This is a genomic window from Mycobacterium sp. SM1 (genome assembly GCF_018361265.1).
Lineage (GTDB): Bacteria > Actinomycetota > Actinomycetes > Mycobacteriales > Mycobacteriaceae > Mycobacterium.
Genome location: NZ_JAFLNH010000001.1, coordinates 770,903 through 789,868, shown reverse-complemented (window position 1 = coordinate 789,868; position 18,966 = coordinate 770,903). Strand labels below are relative to the sequence as shown.

Sequence of the window (18,966 nt, the reverse complement as noted above, 5' to 3'; positions counted from 1 at the left end):
CCGATTATCCGTCGTCGGCCGGCACCACTGAGGTGATGCGATGGATGGCGAAATCACGCAGCCGCCCGGAGGTCAAATCGAAGGCGACCAACTGGCCGCCGTGCAGGGTGATCGGCGCGACCGCCCGCTGGGTGGGCACACCCGCGCTATCCACGTAGCCGATCACCAGCGTGGCCTGGTGACGCGCGGCCCGCTGCAACCGCGACATCGCGACCGTTGCGTCAACGTGCCTATCGGCCAAAGGCGCGGCGGACACCCTGCGCAGAACCGCGACGATTGCGCTTAGGGCTTCACGGCTCGGGCGTGGCGTCAACCGGGGCGCGCGGCGGCGCTGCGGTGTGGTTATCCGGGCTCCCCGACTCCGGATGTCGACGATGGCGCCCGAGGAGTCCTCGGCGGCGGGGGCAAAGCCTGCGCCGCGCAGCGCGCCGAGCACCTCGGCGACCGGCGCGGGAGACACCGCCACCGTTGGCGCCAAGACCCGCAGGTGCAGCCGTTCGGTCAGGGAGGTGACCGCGGCGGCCAGCAGTGCCGGGTCGTCACATCGCACAAACGATGCCACCGCGCCGATCCGAAGCTGCCCATGGCGACGTGCCACATCATCAATGAGGTAGGTAAGCCCTTGCGGCACCGGTGTTTTGGAATGCCTCTCGAAAAGCGCATGAAGGGATTCGGCGGTCTTGCCGATATCCAGGGCGTGCCGGATCGACTGCTCGCTAACTCGGTACACCATCGCGGTGCCAGCCGATTCAACGGTGGCGACAGCGGCCAGCTCCTGGGCCACCCGACGCTCCAGCGGACCGGGAACCACGACCGTCAGGTCGGCCTGCACCAAAAAGTGCGTGATCGGCCTAGGCAGGGCTTGTGCCATCGCCGTGACGGCAGCGTCGTCGCTGTCGTCGGCCAGCAACGCGCGCCCGGGCGTGCTGATAGCCCCGCGCCCCACCAATCCCAGGCGATGCGCCTCGTCCAGCAGATCGGCTACCGGTCCGGGCTGCAGCCGCGCCGACCAGCGCGGCCGCCGCCACACCAGCGCCTTCGACGCTGAGATGGTGTCGACACCAACCCCCGCCGGCAGTTCGGCGAGCATGCTTAAAAGCAGCCGGCGGTCTAAGGGAGCCGCCGTCGAATATACCGAATCTGACAGCGCGCCATAGGGTTTGGCGTCAGGACCGCGAGTGCCGATCAACCCCGGCCGAGCCGGCAGATCCAGCCAGGCGCGGGCCAGCAGCCGCCAGCGGTCGGCGGTGGGCGCCTCGGCGAAGCGGTCGGCGGCCACCGTCGGCGCCCAATAGGACTCCTCAAGGCGCCGGCCGTCGAGTGGTCGCGGATCGGGTGTGCCGCAGGCGATCAGGCCGGCAGCGGCCGCGACCTCCAGGATGAGCCCCAGCCGCGCGTCGCCGATACCGATTGCCTTCGCCAGCCGCCTGACCTCACGCACCCCCAGCCCGCCGCTTCGCAGCGCTGCAACCGGTGCGGCGCCCAGGTTTTCCAGCACCACGTCGAGCTCGCGCAGCAGATCGATGACGGCCCCGGCCGCCGCGGCGTCGACGTCGGCTTGGGTGGTCCTGACAACTACCGGATCGGGCGCGCTGAGCTGCGTCGGGCCGGGTTCCTGGCCGCGCAGCACGTGCCCAACCAGGCGGGGCACGATCACCGTCTCGGCATCGATTCGCCGCAACAACCCTTTAGCCAGCAACCGCGGCACCGGGCGGTCCGGCGGCGCCCCGGGCGCGGCATCGCGGGTGCGTCCCAGCGGCGACCCGTCCCGCAGTTTGTCAAGCACGGCGAGTTCTTGATCATCGAGCTCTGCGATCAGCCTTCCGATCTGCTCGCCGGTCTGGGAGTCGTCCTCCAGGGTCACTTGCCCCGGATGCCACGGCAGGCCCGCGGCCGCGTCGGCGGCCACCCGAAGCTGGGGATCTCCCCACACCAGGGCGCGGTCCTTAAGGTCATCCAGCGCCCCGAGGACCTCGCTCTCCGGGGCGCGCCGGCCGATCAGCGCCAGCAGCTTGGCGACCGGCACCGGGGCGGTGTCGGCGTGCAGCACCAGCAGCGCATCGAGCAGCGCCAGCCGCAGGAAGTCGAGGTCATCGGTAGCCGCCCTAATCGATTGCCGGGCCTGCGCGCGCGCGGCAAGCGCTGCGATACTGCCCGGCGCTGGCTGGGCGAGATCGGGCCGCAACTCCAGCAGACGCACCAGCCGCTGGTCGGGCAAGTCGGCCAGCCAGGACCCCAGCGGGATGTCCGGGGTGTGTTCGGTCATCGCCGACCAGCGTACGGGCACGACGGCAAGCAGCACCGCCGCCCATGACCTGTCAGAATGGAGCCGTGACCGACAACGCCGAGAACAAAGCGCATAAGACCAGGTATATCGACAATGGCTGGCCGACGACGGATCCCAGCGACCATGCGGTGAGCGAACTGCGAACCGACCGGACCGGTGCGCTGTCGCCCTACGGTGACCTGGTGTTCCCGTTGCCGTCCGACGAACTGCCCTACGTGCACCCGGTCACCGTCGTCAATCGATAGGTTTGGCGAGATGCCCAGGGCCTCGGTGACACCGCAACCGGACACGGGTGCGCTCTCGCACCTCGATGAGCGGGGGGCGGCGCACATGGTCGATGTCAGCGGCAAAGGAGCCAGCAAGCGCACCGCCGTCGCCGCGGGGGTCGTGCGCACGTCGGCGCACGTCGTGTCGCTGATCTCGGCCGCCGGTCTGCCCAAGGGCGACGCGCTGGCCACCGCCCGGGTCGCGGGGATATTGGCCGCCAAACGCACCAGCGAGCTGATCCCGCTGTGTCACCAGCTCGCGCTCACCGGCGTCGACGTCGATTTCACCGTCGGCGAGACCGATATCGAGATCACGGCGACGGTGCGCAGCACCGACCGCACCGGTGTGGAGATGGAGGCCCTGACCGCGGTCGGTGTCGCGGGCCTCACGCTCTACGACATGATCAAAGCGGTCGACCCGGCGGCTCGTATCGACGACATCCGGGTGCTGCGCAAGGAGGGCGGACGCAGCGGAGCCTGGGTGCGGCCATGAGCGCCCGCTCGGCACGGGTCGTGATCGCCTCCACTCGCGCTTCGACGGGGACCTATGACGACCGGTGTGGCCCGATTATCGTGGAATGGCTTGGGCAGCACGGATTTTCGCCCGTACAGCCGGAGGTGGTCGCCGACGGGGAGCCGGTGGGCCGGGCACTGCGCGAGGCCGTTGCCAGCGGAGTTGACCTGGTGATCACTTCCGGTGGCACCGGCATCTCACCCAGCGACGACACTCCCGCCCAGACCATGGCGGTGCTGGACTACGAGATCCCCGGACTGGCCGACGCCATCCGGCGTGCGGGTTTGCCGAAGGTGCCCACCGCGGTGCTGTCGCGCGGGGTGTGTGGGGTAGCCGGCCGGACCCTGATCGTCAACCTGCCCGGGTCACCCGGCGGGGTGCGTGACGGCCTTGCGGTCCTCGCCGATGTGCTGGACCACGCGCTGGACCAACTCGCCGGCAAAGATCACCCACGATGACGTCGGTCCTTCGGGCGACGGTGACCGACCAGCCGATCGTGCTCGCCGAGCACCAAAAACTGGTGAGCCAGCGGGCCGCCGGGGCTGTCGTCGGGTTCGCCGGCGTGGTCCGCGACCACGACGGCGGGCGGCAGGTGGCGCGACTGGAGTATTGCGCGCATCCGTCGGCCGAGCAGGTCATGGCCGAGGTGCTGGCGGAGATTGCCCAGCGGTGTTGTGGTGTGCGGGCCATCGCGGCAAGTCATCGGATCGGCACCCTGGAGGTCGGGGAGGCGGCCCTGGTGGCCGCGGTCGCCGCCGACCATCGGCAGGCGGCGTTTGACACCTGCGCGCGTGTGGTGGACGCCATCAAGGCCCGGCTGCCGGTGTGGAAGCATCAGTTCTTCGCCGACGGGACCACCGAATGGGTGGGCTCGGCCTGACCCGCCGTATACGGGAGTGTGGTCGAGCGCACCCGACCGGTGCGCTAGCGAACCGGCGTGGCCGCGGTCGGCTCGTCCGACGGCGGCGGGGCCAGTGCGGTGAGCGCGTCGTTGTCGCCGACACCCTGCGCCCGGATCGCCTGCCACAGCCGATCCAGATAGCCGGGGGCGTCCGCAGGGCCGGACGTGTCGTCGGCGGCCCAGCCCACCTCCTCGGCGGTGGCCCCATGATCGTCTGCGCCATCCGCGGCTTCGGCGTCGGGAGCCGCCGAAGTGTCATCGGGTGCGGTGACCGCCACCGGCTCGCCGGTGACCGCCGGCTCATCCACCGCCACGTCCGCCGGTGGTGGGTCGGCGAGGACCAGCCTGCGCGGCGTCGGGCCCGACAGCACGCCCCCGCAGGCTGGCCACGCGCCGCGTCCCTGGGTCGCCAGAACCCGCTCGGCGACGATGATCTGCTGTTCGCGGCTGGCCATGTTCGCCGCCGGCGCGAACTCCCCGCCGCCGTGGGCCGCCCAGGTGCCTCGGGTGAACTGCAGTCCACCCTGATAACCGTTACCGGTGTTGATCGACCAGTTGCCCCCGGATTCGCAGCGGGCGACTTGATCCCATTCGCCGTCGGTCGCGGCCGATGCCTGGCCCGCGAGGGCGATACCGCCGCCGCCGATCACCGCACCGGTGACGGCGACTTTGGCGACACGGACAGCGGGTTTGGTGGGCCTACGATGCCGTCCACTCATGCGTCGAAAACGTCCTCCTCGGTGGGCGCCCGCGAGGCCGGCTGTCGGGTTCGGGCCGCAGAAAATGCCCGGCCCCGTCGTGCTTTTCGCCACCGGCGTCGGCGTCGCCCGGGCAGCCACGACCGGCTTCATGTCCGTATCCGGTGGGCCCGGTGGATCCCTCGCCTCCATCCGCTGTTCGGTGTCCCCGCGCTTACCGGATGGAGCTCGGCGCTGTAGGCGCGGGGCGGCCGGCCACTCGGCAGGTGTGGCGAGCCGGGCATGAGGCTAGCGGGTCACTATGCCGTCGTCATGTCGGGGCGAGTTCGGCGTGGCGTTCGCCTGCGGCCGGTGAAAACGCCAGCAAAGGCGGTCATCGCCGCAGGTCATTTGGCATCGCAATCGGTTCGTTGCTGGCCCGTGATCTTCCCGTTATGTGACGAAGATCACATGCTTTAGCCCCCGGCGAAGGGCGGCAAAACGTCGATGGTGTCGTCGGGGCGCAGCGGTGCCGCGTCATCGCGCACGGCGATTCCGTCGCAGAGGTAGGAGCAACGGGTAAGCACCGTAGCCAGCCGGGCATTGCGCTGGGCGAGGCCGTCGACCAGCTCGGCCAGCGTGGCCCCGGATGGCAGCGTCACGGTTTCCGCTTCGGTGCCGGCAGCCGCCCGCGCGGCCGCGAAGTAGCGGACGGTGACCCGGATTTCCGCGGACACCTCAACCGCCGATCGCGCTCATCGGGCGGTCGGGCTGGACGAAGTCGGGGTCGTTGATGCCGTGCCCCGCAGGTTTGCCCCACATCGCGGCGCGCCACGCCGCCTCGATCGCGTCGTCGTCCGCGCCGCCGCGCAACAGCCCGCGCAGGTCGGTTTCCTCGGTGGCGAACAGGCAGCTGCGGATCTGGCCATCGGCCGTCAACCGGGTGCGGTCACAGGACGAGCAGAACGCGTGCGACACCGACGCGATGACGCCGACTTTTCCGGCCGGCCCGTTCGGGCCCGGATCGACCAGCCAGAGCTGGGCGGGAGCCGAGCCGCGCGGCGCCGGGTCCGGCTCGAGGTGGAAGTGGGCCCGCAGTGCCGTCAGCACGTCGTCGGCGCTCAGCACCGCGGCGCGGCGCCACTGGTGCCCGGCGTCCAGCGGCATCTGCTCGATGATCCGCAACTGGTAGCCGTGTTCGAGGCAAAACCGCAACAGGTGCACCACGTCGTCTCGGCCCGTTGCGGGGTCGAGCACCGCGTTCACCTTGACCGGCTCCAGACCGGCGGCCTTGGCGGCCGCCAAACCCGCCAGCACATCGGCTAGCCGGTCGCGGCGGGTGATGGCCGCGAAGTGCTCACGGCTCACGGTGTCCAGCGACACGTTGACCCGGTCCAGGCCCGCTTCGGCCAGGGCGGCTGCCCGGTGCTCGAGCCCTAGGCCATTGGTGGTCAGCGAGATCTCCGGGCGCGGCCGCAGGCTCGCCGCTACCGCTACCACCTCTTCGAGGTGACGGGCCAGCAACGGCTCGCCGCCGGTGAATCGCACGCTGGTGATACCGAGGCGGCTGACGGCGATGTGTAACAACCGGGCCAGCTCGTCAGGCCGCAGCAACTGCTCGCCGGGAAGCCACTCCAGGCCCTCCGCGGGCATGCAATACCGGCACCGCAGGTTGCACCGGTCGGTCAGCGACACCCGCAGGTCGGTGGCGATCCGCCCGAGAGCATCTATCAGGGGGCCGGCGGGGGGGACGGCGCCATGCACGGCCCCCTCGCCGTGGTGGTGCCCTATCCTCGGCAAACCGAGGGCGGTCAGTGTCATCTGCGGACCCGTTCGGAGGGGAGCATGCTGGTACCGGCGGTGATCAGCGCTCCGCGGGGCGTGGGCCGGGCCGGCCATGGAGCGAACCGCGCGATTGGTGCCCCGGCGCCGGGTGGGGCGGTGCTGCTGGGCGGGAAGCAGACACGCCCCACGCGCAGGTAGCCGATGACCACCCCGAAACCGCCGCAAAGCCGCCACATGGCGTTCATCATCGGGCGCATATCTCCTCCAGCCGTATCGTCAGCCTACCGACTACCCGGAACGGTGCTCGGCGGGCCGCCATCCGGGTAGGATCGGCACTATCGCGCCCTGCGCAGGTAGGGCGCGTCCTTTTGTTGTCCGCCCAGTGGTCTGTCAGACAAGCAGGTGAGACCAGTGCCGACTGGCAAGGTGAAGTGGTACGACCCTGAAAAGGGGTTTGGCTTCCTGTCCCAAGAGGACGGCGAAGACGTCTACATCCGGTCTTCGGCGTTACCGCCGGGTGTCGAGGGGCTCAAAGCGGGGCAGCGCGTCGAATTCGGCGTGGCCACCGGTCGCCGTGGCCCGCAGGCGTTGAGCGTCAAGCTGATCGAGCCGCCTCCCAGCCTCGCCCGGGCGCGTCGTGAGGGCCACGCCGAACACAAGCACAGCCCCGATGAGCTGCACGGCATGGTCGAGGACATGATCAAGCTCTTGGAGAGCGCGGTGCAACCCGAGCTGCGCAAGGGCCGCTACCCGGATCGAAAAACGGCCAGGCGGGTTTCGGAGGTGGTCAAGGCGGTCGCCCGGGAGCTTGATGCCTAGCGGCCGGCGTGATGCCTAGCGGCCGGCGCCGCCGCTGGGTCATCCCGGTGTGCCGGCGAGCGCGCAGACTGGGAGCTGAAGCCTCGGCTAAGAGGCAACAGGCCGGCCAACACGAGGGAGTGTCCCGATGGCACAACAAGCACAGGTCACCGCGGAGCAGGCGAGAGCGGTGGCCGAGGAGTCACGCGAAACCGGTTGGGAGAAGCCCTCCTTTGCCAAGGAGCTGTTTTTGGGCCGTTTCCAGCTGGGGTTAATTCACCCCTTTCCCCGGCCATCCGATCACGAGGACGCCCGGACCCGGGAGTTTTTGGGCAAGCTACGGGAATTCCTCGAAACGATCGACGGCAGTGTCATCGAGCGCGATGCCCGGATTCCCGACGAATACGTCAAAGGCTTTGCCGAACTGGGATGCTTCGGGTTGAAAATTCCCGCCGAGTACGGCGGCCTGAACCTGTCGCAGGTCGCCTACAACCGCGCACTGATGATGGTCGCGACCGTTCATCCCAGCCTCGGCGCGCTGCTGTCGGCGCATCAGTCGATCGGGGTACCGGAGCCGCTCAAACTTGCGGGGACCGAAGAACAGAAACGGAAGTTCCTGCCCCGATGCGCCGCCGGCGCGATATCGGCCTTTTTGCTCACCGAACCGGATGTGGGCTCGGACCCGGCACGGCTGGCGTCGACGGCGACGCCGGTGGACGACGGGGCCGCTTACGAACTCGACGGCGTGAAGTTGTGGACCACCAACGGCGTGGTCGCCGATCTGCTAGTGGTCATGGCCCGCGTGCCCAGCGGTGCCGGGCACCGGGGTGGCATCAGCGCTTTTGTCGTCGAAGCGGATTCCCCGGGGATTACCGTGGAGCGGCGCAACCAGTTCATGGGACTGCGCGGTATCGAAAACGGCGTGACCAGGCTGCACAAAGTCCGCGTTCCCCGGGAAAACCTGATCGGCCGGGAGGGCGACGGCCTCAAGATCGCGCTAACCACCCTTAACGCCGGGCGGCTGTCCATTCCCGCGATGGCAGCCGGATCGGGCAAATGGTCGCTGAAAATAGCGCGCGAATGGTCGCGGGAACGGGTGCAGTGGGGCAAGCCCATCGGCAAACACGCGGCGATCGCCCGCAAGATCGCGTTTATCGCCGCGAGCTGTTACGCGCTGGAAGCGGTGCTGGAGCTGTCCGGCCAGATGGCCGACGAAGGCCGCAATGACATTCGCATCGAGGCGGCCCTGGCGAAATTGTGGTCCAGCGAGATGGCTTGCGTCATCGCAGATGAGCTGGTGCAGATCCGCGGCGGCCGGGGCTATGAGACCGCCGAGTCGCTGGCCGCACGTGGGGAGCGGGCCGTGCCGGCGGAGCAGGCGGTGCGTGACCTGCGCATCAACCGCATCTTCGAAGGCTCAAGCGAGATCATGCGGTTGCTCATCGCGCGTGAGGCGGTCGATGCCCACCTGAGTGCCGCGGGGGATCTGGCCAACCCCAAAGCTGATCTGCGGCGCCGGGCCAAGGCGGCCGTCGGCGCCACCGGGTTCTATGCGAAATGGTTGCCGCAATTGGTCTTTGGTGAGGGACAGCGGCCAACGTCCTATCGTGAGTTCGGCAGATTGGCGAGCCATTTACGCTTTGTCGAGCGCTCTGCGCGCAAGCTGGCGCGTAACACCTTCTTTGGGATGGCGCGCTGGCAGGCCGGCTTGGAGCACAAGCAGGGCTTCCTCGGGCGCATTGTCGACATCGGCGCGGAGCTGTTTGCCATGTCAGCGGTGTGCGTGCGGGCTGAGGCCCAACGGGCAGCGGACCCGGTCGAGGGTGAGCAGGCCCACGAACTGGCCGACGCGTTCTGCCGCCAGGCCGCCCTGCGGGTCGAGGCGCTGTTTCACGCGTTGTGGACCAACACCGACAGCACCGATGTGCGGCTGGCACACGATGTGCTGGAGGGCCGCTACATCTGGCTGGAAGAGGGGATACTCGATCAGTCGGAGGGCACCGGCCCCTGGATCGCGTCGTGGGAGCCGGGGCCTTCCACCGAAGCCAACGTGGCGCGGCGGTTCTTGAGAGTCCCAGAAGCAAAGCCCTAAGCCGCCCTACCCCGCCTCAGCTGCCAAAGCCACCGTCCTAAGCCGCCCTGAGCCAGATTTAACCAACAGGCAAACAGTCACTCCACCCGCGCCCAGCATCAGTAGTGTCTAATCAAGACGGTTTGCGTTCCGTTGGTGTTGATGACGACTGAGCGGTGCAGGAGTCGCTCGAGCATGGCGGCGGCGACGATGGTGTCGCCGAGGAGGACCTCTCCCCAGGAGCCAACACTTCTGTTGGTTGTGATAATGATCGAGGATTTCAAATATCGTTGGGAGACAACCTGAAAAACAGCGCGGATGCGGCCTCGGCGGGCAGCGGAAGGTACCCCAGTTCGTCGATGACGAGCAGGTTGGGGCCGTTGTAGAAGCGCATGTTGATGGCCCAGCGTCCCTTGATGGCCGCCTGGTGGCAGCGGGCGGCCAGGTCGGCGGCGGTGGTGAAGCAGGTGCGGCAGCCGGCGGGGGCGGCGACTCGTGCGGGAAATCCCCCGAAAGTGTGGAGGCATGCACTATGAGGTAAGGGCATGTCAGAGACGCGCAGGAAGTTCGACCGGGAGTTTCGGGAGGGAGCGGTACGGATAGTCCGGGATACCGGTAAGCCGATCGCGCAGGTGGCCCGAGACCTCGGGATCCATCCGGGCACCCTGGGTAATTGGGTTGCCAAAGATCGTGCTGAACGGGAAGGCGCCCAGGGGCTTTCCACCGGTGATATCGCCGAGTTGAAGCGGCTGCGCGCCGAGGTCGCCGAGCTGCGCATGGAGCGTGATGTGCTCAAGCGATCCGTGGTCGGCTGGGTCAAGGAGGCGAGCAGGTGAGTGTGGCCCGCTTTATCGCCGACCAGAGGACCGTGCATCGGGTGCCACACACGGTGTGCTGCGCGCTTTTGGGGGTCAGCGTTTCCTGGTTCTATAAGTGGGTGGACCGCGAGCCCACTGAGCGGCAGCGACGCCGCGCGCGGCTGGATGCGCGAGTGGCGGAGCTGTTCGAGCGCTCCCAGCGCACGTACGGCTCGCCGCGGATCCACGCCGACCTGCTCGCTGAAGGCTGGAAGGTCAGCGTGAACACGGTGGCCGACTCGATGCGCCGGCACGGGCTGGCCGGGCGCAAGCCTAAGCGCCCCAGGGGGTTGACCCGCCAGGACAAGAAGGCGCCTCAGTTCCCCGACCTGCTCAAACGGGACGTCACCGCCGCAGCGCCCAACCGGGCGTGGTGCGGTGATATCACCGAAATCCCCACCGATGAGGCCAAACTGTATTTGGCTTCGGTCCTGGACCTGTGCGGGCGACGTTTGCTGGCTTGCCCGATGTCGGAGCACCCCGATGCGGAGCTTGCCAGCGACGCGATCAAGATGGCCGTCGCAGTACGTGGCGGGCGCGCAGCGATCGCTGGCGTGATCTTTCACACTGATCGCGGATCTACCTACACCGCCAATGATTTCACTAAGCTGTGCCGCAAGCTCGGGGTGCGCCAATCGATGGGACGTGTCGGGTCGTGCTTCGACAACGCCGCCAGCGAGGCGTTCTTTTCCACCCTCGAACACGAGGTGCTGTCCCGCCACCACTTCGCCACCAAGGCACAGGCACGCGAGGCCATCACCACCTGGTGCTACGAGTTCTACAACACCCGACGTCGGCACAGCTCAGCCGGGTTGCTGCCACCCGTCGAATACGAAAAAATCACGGCCATCCAACCGGAGGCCGCATAACGGAAACCTCCACGTTTTCAGGGGAAACACATGCCAGGCCGATCGCCAGGTGCGTCTTACCGGTCCCGGGTGTTATCAGCATGTGCCGATAGCTCGCATCCATGTCTGCGACGAGGGGTGAAGCATCCCCGGTTTCATGCACACCTGGTTACGTGTGACCGGTGTGCTTTCCGGCCTGGAGTCGAGCGTAGTGCTCGGCCTCGGCTTCCGCGGGCGGGATGCGGCCCAGGCGGTGCATCAGCCTGCGGTCGTTGTACCAGCTGACCCACGCCGAGGTCATGTTCTCCAGGTCGGAGAGGGTGCGGATCGGGCCGGTGCGAAACGGGGAGCCTGGGCGCACGCACTCGGTTTTGTAGAGCCCGATCGTGGTTTCGCAGAGCGCGTTGTCCAGGGCGTCGCCGACGGTACCGATCGACGGTATCAGCCCCTCAAGCATCAGCGTCTCACCGTAATGTATTGCGGTGTACTGGCTTCCGGCGTCGCTATGATGGATCGTGTCGTTGAACGGATAGCCTTGACGGGCGCGGAACGCCGCGGCGTGGCGCAGGGCGCGCTCGACGAAGCCGGTGTCTTTGGTCATCGAGCACTCCCAGCCGGGGATCAGCCCGGCGTAGGCGTCGACGACGAACGCGGTGTAGCCGAACCCGCCGGTGTCGAGCGCGACGTAGGTGAAGTCAGCTACCTCCAGTAGGTTGGGTGCGGCAACGCGCCACCGCCGGCCCACCAGGTCCGGCGCTCGGGCCGCGGCCGAGTCGCGCTCGGTGGTACGCGGCGGGCGGCGAGCACGGGTGACACCCCGCCAACCGTTGCGGCGCATGATCCGTTCCACCGTGCGCCGGGCCACCGGGATGCCCTGCCGCTGCAGATGCGCCCACATCTTCAAGCTGCCGTAGAGGCTCTCCGGTGGGCGTTTCCCGTCGGCGTCAGGCTCGTAGTAGCCGGCCAGGATCTCGGTGATCGTGGTGTCCCACAGGGCCCGTTTCGACGGCGCCGACGAGCGGTGCGCCCAGTAGGTGCGCGGGGCGATCGCCACGCCCTGGATACCCAGGGCGCGGCAGATCGGTACGACCCCGAATTCCTTACGATGTTCGTCGATGAACGCACAGATCAGCGGTGTAGCGGGTCGCACTCCCGCGCGAAGAAACTCGTTGCGGCCTTGAGTATTTCGATAGTCTGCTCAAGCTCCCGGTTCTTCTTACGCAGCTCCCGCAGCTCCCGGCTCTCCTCGCTGGACATCCCCGCTGCTTCACCGGCGTCGATCTCGGCTTGACGCACCCACTTGCGTAGCGTCTCGGTATGCATCCCCAGCCGGCCGGAGATCGCCTTGAGCGCCGCCCACTCTGAGTCGTAGTCGTCGCGGTGTTCGCGCACCAACCGCACGGCCCTGGTCTTGGTGTTCTCGTCGTACTTGCTCGGCATCGCGCCATCCTTCCCAACAAAGGAAGTGCGCATAAAACCGGGGACGGTTCAGGGGTTATCAGGGCTTCGTCATTGTTGTTGCCGGTTTATCGGCGGGTGTTCTTTGACGTGAAGGAACGACAGCAATGGCGTATCCGGTGGCGCTGGCCCCGGCGGCTGGGCAGCGGACTTGGACGGTGCTCGGGGAGGACTGTGCGACGGTCGAGGCCGTGGAGGAGTGGATCGAGGCGCATCGGCACTTATGGTCGCCGAACACTGTTCGCGGGTATGCGACCTCGCTGGCGCAGTGGTGGAGCTTTCTGGAGCAGCGGGGGCAGGCCGACGGTTGGCGTGATGTCGGGGTGCCGGCGGTCACGGCGTTCCTGTCGTGGCAACGTAACGGCCGAACGGTCGAAACCAGCCTTGCCGAGTCAGGCGATGCGCCGTCGGCTGTGACGCTGGAAGCCCGGCTGGCCGCGCTGATTTCGTTCTATCGATGGCACCAGGCGGTGTCCGGGGTAGAGGTGGCAGGTCGGCTGCTGCGCGGAACACCGCGCCGCCGACCGGCGCGAGGGCTGCTGGCGCACCTTGATGCGCGTTCTGCCCCTGCGGCGTCGTCGCTGGTGCGGGTGCGCCGCGTTAGGGCACGGGACAGGCCCCGCTGCTGCGCCGCAGCAGATCCAGGCGATTCTGGACGGTTGCGCGGTGTTCGACCCTGACGCTGGATTGTGGCGAGGCAATCTGCGTGACCGGTTCCTGTTGGCATTGCTGGCCGAGACCGGCCTACGTTTAGGCGAGGCGTTGGGGCTGAGAGTCGGCGAGTTCGTGCTCGGCCGCGGCGGCACCGCCTATGTGGAGATCGTGCCTCGAGAGGGTGGCGTCCCAACGGGGCGCGGGTGAAGATGATGCGGCGCCGCAGGGTGTATTTCGGTGCTGACTTGGAGCGGTTGTTCGCCGACTATCTCACCGATATCGCTTGCCGGGTAGCTGAAGCCGGTATCGCACTGACCGAGCAGAGCCCGCTTCTGGTGAACGTGGCGCGCCCACCGCTGCTTGCCGCGATGCGTGAGACGACGGTACGGGAGAAGGTGTCGGCGCTGCGGCGACACGGGATCGGCCCGACTTCCTGGACTCCGCATTGGTTTCGGCACATTGTCCCCGCATTGCTGCTGGCCGGGATCCCGGAATGGGTGGTCTCTCGTCGGCTGGGCCACGCCCACGCGCAGACCACCCTTGACCTCTACGGGTGGGTCCGTGAGGACGAGGCGCTGCGGGTTGCGGCGAACTGGACCTCCTACGCCAGCGGCTGGCAGGTCAGCGAGGGACCAATGAGCAGGGGCCCCAGCATCTTCGGCTGGTCGGTGACACCGATCCGATTTGGCGGTTGTGGCAGGCACTGCCACCGCAGTGGCACGGTCCCGTCATCGGCGAAGGCATCCCCACCTGGGCGTTTATCACCCAAAACGACTGGGCACAACTCGATCTGAGCGGATTACCCGATCCCTTCGCGCCCGAGCTGGCGTGGATGGCGCACTGGCAGGCCAGTGATGGCACCCGCGTGTCGGTGCTGGCGATGGCGCAACTGGCCAACATCCTGCGCTATGCGATTCGTGAGGCCCATCCGATCCCACCATCGATCCGCGCGATGGACTGGGACACTGCCGCCGCGTTGCAGGGCTAGCTCTATGCCAGCAGGTGGAAGCGGTTGGTGTCACGACAAGCCCGCGCCCGGATGCGCATCGTGTTCGGGTTCGCGCGGCTGGCGCTGATCGCTGCCTGCCATGACGACCCGTGGTGGCAGCTCGACGAGTGGCACCCGCGCTGCGACCCGCGCATCCCACTAACCAATCGTGAGCCAGTCGCAAACCATGGCTACACACTAGGGCAGATTACCCAGCCCTGGCTGCGGGACGGTTCAATGGCACCTGGGCACGATGCTCGAATCCGGTGCGCTGCGCTGGACCACCGTCAGCCAGGAAAGGCTGCCCAGCCTTCGTCGCTTCGATAAGTGGCTGACCGCCTGCTACACGGATCCAGCCGAGGTCCTCATTGACCCGCAGTGGCGGTCGAGCAGGCCGCAGCGTTCGCGCGCTGGACCCCGACTCCCGTAACCGTGCCACCCGAGAATCCGACACTCGCCACATCGGCAAGCGCGTTCCTGCAACTACATCGACGAGCACGCGCTGGCCCAGTGTCGACCGTCACGCTGCCGTTGATCGGGATGCCCCGCACCGAGCAGATGACCCTTACCCGCGGCGACGGCCAGACCATCACCGCCGACGGACTCGACGACCGGCAGGCCATGCGGATGCTTCTGTTGCAGATCCTCACCGGTCGTCGCGCCAGCGAGATCCGCACTTGTCTACCAGTTGTGTCATACAACCACTTCATAGCGTATGACATCACACCGGTCAGCCGCCGGCATCGACGGACCAAGTACCTGATTTTGTGCAAGCACCGCATCTGTACTACGACGCTGGCGTCGTGCAATCAGGATTCAGCACGTTTCCACAGGTGGCTCGATAACGACCCGGGGTGACGCTGACATATTTGCTGAACACGCGGGTTAAGTGGCTCTGGTCGGCGAAGCCGCAGCGTGTCGCGATGTGCGCCAGTGGGTCACCGGTGCGGGCCAGCAAGATTTTGGCCCGCTCGACTCGCTGCCGAAGCACGAAATCATGCGGACTGGTGCCCGTGGATTGTCGGAAGCGCCGGGCGAAGTGATACCGGCTTAATGCCACTGACGCGGCGAGGTCGTCTAGTGTGATTGCTTCACTGAGGTGCTCTTGGATGTAGTCATAAACGGTGCGCTGCTGAGCGAAGGTCAGGCCATCGTGCCCGGCCGCGTCTCGGAAGATCACATCGGCGTGGCGGCGCAGGATGTGCACGCACAGTTGCACAGAGAGCGAGTCAACCAATAGCTGGTCGCCGACGCCACCGTGGGTGGCCTCGTTTGCGAGAGCCACCGAAACGTGATGGATAGCGGGATCATCAGCTCTGACCTCGTCACGCAATTCGACCTCTTCGACGTCGCGCTCATACATCTGCCGGCAGGTGGCTGCGAGTTCGTCGCGGGTGAGATAGACATGGACGACTTCGATATCGTTCGGCCAGATCCAGTGTGACGCTGCCGCACGCGTCAACAGCGAGACGTCACCGGGGCGTAGCGTTTCGTTAACCCACGCACCGTCGACGCGGCGGCGCATCGCGGTACTTCCCCGTAGATAGGCGACGATCAAAAAGTCCCGCAACGGCGGTACTTCGACGTCCGAGCTCCGGTAGCGGTAGCCCCGTACCGACAGACCACGCCATATCGTCGGGCTGCGTACGGTGAGCTGGCCGGGCACCCAGAGCGGAACTTGTTCCGGAACGATCAGAGGCGGGGGCATTGGCTGGTCTCCTAGTCCTGGCAAGTGGGGTGAAACCACCGATCCACGGTGCCAGGCTAAGACCAGAGTGAGCTAACGCACAACGATTTTTGGTTGGGTTGCTCACTGGCGGACCTGTCGGACTGCGCACGTTTGTTCAACGGCTTCGCCCGGACGTTCAAGATTCGAATGGCGCCGAACCACCACAATCTGTTTCCAACGTCGCTTTCAGCGGGTGACGAAGCTGCGTCGCTCATTTTGTTCGGACGCGTAGGAGGTGAAGGATGACTGCAGCCACACCACGTACCTGCCGACAGCACACGAGTGCAGACGTCGATTTCGATGCCATCGTCATCGGCGCTGGATTCTCCGGCGTCTACGCGCTGCATCGGCTACGCAACATTTTAGGTTTGTCGGTCCGAGTCCTTGAGGCTGGTGACGGTGTCGGTGGAACCTGGTATTGGAATCGGTATCCCGGGGCGCGGTGTGACTCGGAAAGCTATGTTTACTGCTTCATGTTCGACAAAGAGTTGTGGCAGCAGTGGGAATACAGTGAGCGCTACCCCGAGCAAGACGAGATCCGCTCCTACATCGAGCATGTCGCCGAGCGGTACGATCTCTACCGCGATATCCGATTTAACACCCGGGTCACGGGGGCCCGATTCGACGAGCGTAATAGTACTTGGACGGTGACCACTGCAAGTGGTGAGCGCCTAACCGCGCGTTTCGTGATCGCCGCTGTCGGCACGCTCTCGGTGCCCAACACGCCGCAATTCCCGGGCTTGGGCGCGTTTCGCGGCGAGGCCTATCATACCGGGCGCTGGCCGCACCGGCCAGTGCGCTTCGTCGGCAAGCGGGTGGCCGTCATCGGCACTGGTGCCAGCGCTATCCAGGCCATACCACGTATTGCGCAGGAAGCCTCAGAGCTAACAGTGTTTCAACGCACCGCCAACTACACTCTTCCGGCTGCTCATGGCCCGGTGCCCGAGGTGATCAAGCAAGCCCGCAAGGCCGATTACGAGGGGATAAAGCAGAGGATCCGTGAGTCCGCGACCGGGTTCGAACTTTACTTCCTGGAAAAGGGGGCTTCCGAGTCCACTCAGGAGGAGGTTAACGCCGAAATGAGGGTCCGATACAACCAGGGCGGATTCGGGGGCTGGCTTGGCTGCTATCTAGATATCCTAGTCTCCGATGAGGCTAACGCCAAGGTTCGCGCGTTCTTGGAAGAGCGAATCCGAGAACGGGTCAACGATCCGACCACCGCTGAGTTGTTGGTGCCCAAGGGGTATCCGTTCGGTGTCAAACGGGTTCCGCTGGAATCCAATTACTACGAGACGTTCAATCTTCCGCACGTACGCCTGGTCGACGTGAAAGCTAACCCAATTGCCACTATCACTGATACCGGGTTGCGGTTGTCTGACGGCACCGATTACGAATTCGACATGATTGTATTTGCGACCGGTTTCGACGCGCTCACCGCGCCATTTACCGATATCGATTTTCGTGGTCGCGGAGGCGTGGGATTGAAAGAAAAATGGGCGGAGGGCCCGCGCACCTATCTGGGCTTGATGACCGCCGGGTTCCCCAATCTGTTCTTAATCACGGGCCCGCAAAGCCCGTCGGTGCTGTCGAACATGACGGTCTCTATCGAACAGCATGTTGAGTTAGTCTCTCGCATCATCTCTGACATGGCCGATCGGGGCGCAGGCACTATCGAAGCCACTCGCGAAGCCGAAGACGCCTGGGTGACCCACAACCAAGAGGTCGCCGAGGCAACCCTGTTCACCACCGCCGCCACTTGGTATATGGGCGCCAACATTCCCGGAAAACCCCGTGTATTTTTACCCAACCTCGATTTCGTCGGACCCTACCGAGCCAAATGCGATGAGATCGTTGCCAATGGCTATGAGGGTTTCACCTTCGACGCAACCGTCACCCAAGAGGTCGTCGCATGATCGACAATCCATTCTATAGCCATGAGGTTCACGGCGATTATGACCTGATCAGCGTCGGGGCACTCGACCTCGAAGACGGTGGTGTGATCCCCGACTGCCAGCTTGCGGTGGCGACTTTCGGGCAGCTTAACGCGGGCAAGGATAATGCCATCTTGATCCCAACCTGGTACTCGGGCACCCATCAGATCTGGCGTGACATTTATATCGGACCCGATCACGCGCTCAATCCTGAGCAGTATTTCATTGTCTGCGTCAATCAGATCGGCTCAGGTCTGTCGACGTCGCCGCATAATGCCAGCGGCGCAAATGCGCGCATCGCCATGTCGAAATTTCCGAACGTGCGTATCGGGGACAACGTGGTCGCCCAGGAACGGCTGTTGCGAAATCACTTTGGGATTGATCAGCTTGCCCTGGTGGTTGGTGGCTCAATGGGTGCCCAGCAAACCTATGAATGGGCGGTTCGGTTCCCGCATAAGGTGCGGCGTGCTGCACCGATCGCTGGTACCGCGCAAAATACCCCCGGTGATTTTCTAATCGCGCAGATCCTACGCGAGGCCACCCAGTCCGACCCGGGCTGGGCTGGTGGTGAATACACGTCCAACACCGACGTATTCAATGGTCTCGTCAGGGAGGCCCACATCTGGGCCGTGGTCGGTCTATCTACCGAGTTCTGGAAACAAGAAGTGTGGCGCGGTTTAGGGTTTGAGACCAAGGAGACATTCCTGAGCGGGTTTCTGGAGCCTTATTTCACCGCAATGGACCCTAACGATCTGCTTACCCAGTCCTGGGCTTGGCAGCGTGGCGATGTAGCCCGCCATACCGGTGGTGATTTGGCCGCTGCTCTCGGGCGGATCACGGCTAAAACCTTTGTGATGCCCATCGACGAGGACCAGCTGTTCCCGGTCCGTGACTGCCGAGCCGAACAAGAGATGATCAAAAACAGCGAACTGCGGGTAATCGAAGATCTACTCGGCCACTTGGCCCTGTTCGGCCTCACTCCCACATACATGCCCCAGATTGACCGGCATCTTGGTGACCTGCTCGCGGTCGATATCTAGGCCTAAATCGGTGTGTGTCACGAACGTCGAAGGGGGCGTGATAGGCGAGCTTCTGAGGACGGCGTGAATCGCCCCGGATTTCGTGCACACCGGTTATCTGGCTCTTCTCCACGAACCTGGGAATGGGGAGGCTCGGGCGACACGCCGTGGGCCCTGAAATGA

The 18,966-nt window shown here is 65.8% G+C and carries 21 protein-coding genes, 1 pseudogene and 1 other annotated feature; of the genes and pseudogenes, 14 read left to right on the top strand and 8 right to left on the bottom strand.

The window, feature by feature from the left end; translation table 11 throughout:
- Positions 1-4: 4 nt before the first annotated feature.
- The gene (locus tag MSM1_RS03580) at positions 5-2,266 is read right to left on the bottom strand and encodes a helicase-associated domain-containing protein (RefSeq protein WP_213440198.1); all 2,262 of its coding nucleotides are present in this window, start codon (positions 2,264-2,266) and stop codon (positions 5-7) included.
- A 65-nt stretch (positions 2,267-2,331) separates the two neighbouring features.
- Here MSM1_RS03580 and MSM1_RS03575 point away from each other — a divergent pair, with 65 nt between their 5' ends.
- From MSM1_RS03575 to MSM1_RS03560, 4 genes are read left to right on the top strand one after another with little or no spacing between them, the layout of a single operon-like run.
- The gene (locus MSM1_RS03575; protein ID WP_213440197.1) at positions 2,332-2,532 is read left to right on the top strand and encodes a hypothetical protein; all 201 of its coding nucleotides are present in this window, start codon (positions 2,332-2,334) and stop codon (positions 2,530-2,532) included.
- A gap of 10 nt (positions 2,533-2,542) precedes the next feature.
- Positions 2,543-3,046, top strand: coding sequence for a cyclic pyranopterin monophosphate synthase MoaC (moaC, locus tag MSM1_RS03570; protein ID WP_213440196.1), 504 nt, complete (start codon positions 2,543-2,545; stop codon positions 3,044-3,046).
- A complete protein-coding gene (locus tag MSM1_RS03565) occupies positions 3,043-3,525 on the top strand; it encodes a molybdenum cofactor biosynthesis protein B (protein WP_213440195.1) in 483 nt (160 codons plus the stop codon). The genes moaC and MSM1_RS03565 overlap by 4 nt, the downstream gene beginning before the upstream one ends.
- Positions 3,522-3,947, top strand: coding sequence for a molybdenum cofactor biosynthesis protein MoaE (locus MSM1_RS03560; protein WP_213440194.1), 426 nt, complete (start codon positions 3,522-3,524; stop codon positions 3,945-3,947). Before MSM1_RS03565 ends, MSM1_RS03560 begins: the two co-directional genes overlap by 4 nt.
- A 44-nt stretch (positions 3,948-3,991) precedes the next feature.
- Here the strand turns inward: MSM1_RS03560 and MSM1_RS03555 are convergent, their stop codons facing one another.
- The 4 genes from MSM1_RS03555 to MSM1_RS03540 all read right to left on the bottom strand — a co-directional run bounded on the left by MSM1_RS03555 (position 3,992) and on the right by MSM1_RS03540 (position 6,678).
- Positions 3,992-4,687: a transglycosylase family protein gene (locus MSM1_RS03555; protein WP_213440193.1), complete on the bottom strand. Its 696-nt coding sequence runs from the start codon at positions 4,685-4,687 to the stop codon at positions 3,992-3,994.
- Between the two features lie 434 nt (positions 4,688-5,121).
- Positions 5,122-5,382, bottom strand: a complete 261-nt coding sequence (locus MSM1_RS03550; protein WP_213440192.1) for a MoaD/ThiS family protein — start codon at positions 5,380-5,382, stop codon at positions 5,122-5,124.
- A gap of 1 nt (position 5,383) precedes the next feature.
- Positions 5,384-6,466: a GTP 3',8-cyclase MoaA gene (gene moaA / locus MSM1_RS03545; protein ID WP_213440191.1), complete on the bottom strand. Its 1,083-nt coding sequence runs from the start codon at positions 6,464-6,466 to the stop codon at positions 5,384-5,386.
- Positions 6,463-6,678 carry a hypothetical protein gene (locus MSM1_RS03540; RefSeq protein WP_213440190.1) on the bottom strand — a complete coding sequence of 72 codons (216 nt, stop codon included), beginning with the start codon at positions 6,676-6,678 and terminating at the stop codon, positions 6,463-6,465. Before MSM1_RS03540 ends, moaA begins: the two co-directional genes overlap by 4 nt.
- 163 nt (positions 6,679-6,841) lie before the next feature.
- Here MSM1_RS03540 and MSM1_RS03535 point away from each other — a divergent pair, with 163 nt between their 5' ends.
- Both MSM1_RS03535 and MSM1_RS03530 read left to right on the top strand, forming a co-directional pair.
- A complete protein-coding gene (locus MSM1_RS03535) occupies positions 6,842-7,249 on the top strand; it encodes a cold-shock protein (protein ID WP_213440189.1) in 408 nt (135 codons plus the stop codon).
- 127 nt (positions 7,250-7,376) lie between these two features.
- Entirely contained in the window at positions 7,377-9,320 is a 1,944-nt protein-coding gene (locus MSM1_RS03530) for an acyl-CoA dehydrogenase family protein (protein ID WP_213440188.1), read from the top strand.
- A gap of 98 nt (positions 9,321-9,418) precedes the next feature.
- Here MSM1_RS03530 and MSM1_RS03525 read toward each other — a convergent pair.
- Positions 9,419-9,798: pseudogene (locus MSM1_RS03525) on the bottom strand (ATP-binding protein); the annotation flags it as partial.
- Between the two features lie 46 nt (positions 9,799-9,844).
- On the opposite strand from MSM1_RS03525, the gene MSM1_RS03520 reads away from it, so the two are divergent.
- Both MSM1_RS03520 and MSM1_RS03515 read left to right on the top strand, forming a co-directional pair.
- On the top strand, positions 9,845-10,135 hold the full coding sequence (locus MSM1_RS03520) for a transposase (protein ID WP_213440187.1): 291 nt from the start codon (positions 9,845-9,847) through the stop codon (positions 10,133-10,135).
- Entirely contained in the window at positions 10,132-11,025 is an 894-nt protein-coding gene (locus MSM1_RS03515) for an IS3 family transposase (RefSeq protein WP_213440186.1), read from the top strand. Before MSM1_RS03520 ends, MSM1_RS03515 begins: the two co-directional genes overlap by 4 nt.
- Before the next feature lie 148 nt (positions 11,026-11,173).
- On the opposite strand, the gene MSM1_RS03510 is transcribed toward MSM1_RS03515, so the two are convergent.
- Positions 11,174-12,444 (bottom strand): IS3 family transposase gene (locus MSM1_RS03510; protein ID WP_213440185.1). Its coding sequence is split into 2 segments (ribosomal slippage): positions 11,174-12,171 and positions 12,171-12,444, totalling 1,272 coding nucleotides; the frame shifts between segments, so codons are not numbered across the junction.
- Positions 12,044-12,175 (bottom strand) — a sequence feature (AL1L pseudoknot). Its footprint overlaps the gene before it by 132 nt.
- 125 nt (positions 12,445-12,569) lie before the next feature.
- Here MSM1_RS03510 and MSM1_RS21480 point away from each other — a divergent pair.
- The 4 genes from MSM1_RS21480 to MSM1_RS21465 are packed head-to-tail and all read left to right on the top strand — an operon-like array spanning position 12,570 to position 14,104.
- The gene (locus MSM1_RS21480) at positions 12,570-13,142 is read left to right on the top strand and encodes a site-specific integrase (RefSeq protein ID WP_236054733.1); all 573 of its coding nucleotides are present in this window, start codon (positions 12,570-12,572) and stop codon (positions 13,140-13,142) included.
- Complete coding sequence (locus MSM1_RS21475) at positions 13,129-13,323, top strand: hypothetical protein (protein ID WP_236054732.1); 195 nt, start codon at positions 13,129-13,131, stop codon at positions 13,321-13,323. Before MSM1_RS21480 ends, MSM1_RS21475 begins: the two co-directional genes overlap by 14 nt.
- Entirely contained in the window at positions 13,320-13,910 is a 591-nt protein-coding gene (locus MSM1_RS21470) for a hypothetical protein (RefSeq protein WP_236054731.1), read from the top strand. Before MSM1_RS21475 ends, MSM1_RS21470 begins: the two co-directional genes overlap by 4 nt.
- A 38-nt stretch (positions 13,911-13,948) precedes the next feature.
- Positions 13,949-14,104, top strand: a complete 156-nt coding sequence (locus MSM1_RS21465) for a hypothetical protein (RefSeq protein WP_236054730.1) — start codon at positions 13,949-13,951, stop codon at positions 14,102-14,104.
- 787 nt (positions 14,105-14,891) lie between these two features.
- Here the strand turns inward: MSM1_RS21465 and MSM1_RS03495 are convergent.
- The gene (locus MSM1_RS03495; RefSeq protein ID WP_213440184.1) at positions 14,892-15,812 is read right to left on the bottom strand and encodes a helix-turn-helix domain-containing protein; all 921 of its coding nucleotides are present in this window, start codon (positions 15,810-15,812) and stop codon (positions 14,892-14,894) included.
- A 263-nt stretch (positions 15,813-16,075) separates the two neighbouring features.
- On the opposite strand from MSM1_RS03495, the gene MSM1_RS03490 reads away from it, so the two are divergent.
- A complete protein-coding gene (locus tag MSM1_RS03490) occupies positions 16,076-17,746 on the top strand; it encodes an NAD(P)/FAD-dependent oxidoreductase (RefSeq protein ID WP_213440183.1) in 1,671 nt (556 codons plus the stop codon).
- A complete protein-coding gene (locus tag MSM1_RS03485) occupies positions 17,743-18,804 on the top strand; it encodes an alpha/beta fold hydrolase (RefSeq protein WP_213440182.1) in 1,062 nt (353 codons plus the stop codon). Before MSM1_RS03490 ends, MSM1_RS03485 begins: the two co-directional genes overlap by 4 nt.
- Positions 18,805-18,966 lie beyond the last annotated feature (162 nt).

Bases quoted from the DNA above. Each gene is read 5' to 3' on its own strand.
- MSM1_RS03580 (WP_213440198.1), bottom strand. From the start codon at position 2,266: ATGACCGAACACACCCCGGACATCCCGCTGGGGTCCTGGCTGGCCGAC.
- moaC (WP_213440196.1), top strand. From the start codon at position 2,543: ATGCCCAGGGCCTCGGTGACACCGCAACCGGACACGGGTGCGCTCTCG.
- MSM1_RS03565 (WP_213440195.1), top strand. From the start codon at position 3,043: ATGAGCGCCCGCTCGGCACGGGTCGTGATCGCCTCCACTCGCGCTTCG.
- MSM1_RS03560 (WP_213440194.1), top strand. From the start codon at position 3,522: ATGACGTCGGTCCTTCGGGCGACGGTGACCGACCAGCCGATCGTGCTC.
- MSM1_RS03555 (WP_213440193.1), bottom strand. From the start codon at position 4,687: ATGAGTGGACGGCATCGTAGGCCCACCAAACCCGCTGTCCGTGTCGCC.
- moaA (WP_213440191.1), bottom strand. From the start codon at position 6,466: ATGACACTGACCGCCCTCGGTTTGCCGAGGATAGGGCACCACCACGGC.
- MSM1_RS03540 (WP_213440190.1), bottom strand. From the start codon at position 6,678: ATGATGAACGCCATGTGGCGGCTTTGCGGCGGTTTCGGGGTGGTCATC.
- MSM1_RS03530 (WP_213440188.1), top strand. From the start codon at position 7,377: ATGGCACAACAAGCACAGGTCACCGCGGAGCAGGCGAGAGCGGTGGCC.
- MSM1_RS03520 (WP_213440187.1), top strand. From the start codon at position 9,845: ATGTCAGAGACGCGCAGGAAGTTCGACCGGGAGTTTCGGGAGGGAGCG.
- MSM1_RS21480 (WP_236054733.1), top strand. From the start codon at position 12,570: ATGGCGTATCCGGTGGCGCTGGCCCCGGCGGCTGGGCAGCGGACTTGG.
- MSM1_RS21465 (WP_236054730.1), top strand. From the start codon at position 13,949: ATGGCGCACTGGCAGGCCAGTGATGGCACCCGCGTGTCGGTGCTGGCG.
- MSM1_RS03495 (WP_213440184.1), bottom strand. From the start codon at position 15,812: ATGCCCCCGCCTCTGATCGTTCCGGAACAAGTTCCGCTCTGGGTGCCC.
- MSM1_RS03490 (WP_213440183.1), top strand. From the start codon at position 16,076: ATGACTGCAGCCACACCACGTACCTGCCGACAGCACACGAGTGCAGAC.
- MSM1_RS03485 (WP_213440182.1), top strand. From the start codon at position 17,743: ATGATCGACAATCCATTCTATAGCCATGAGGTTCACGGCGATTATGAC.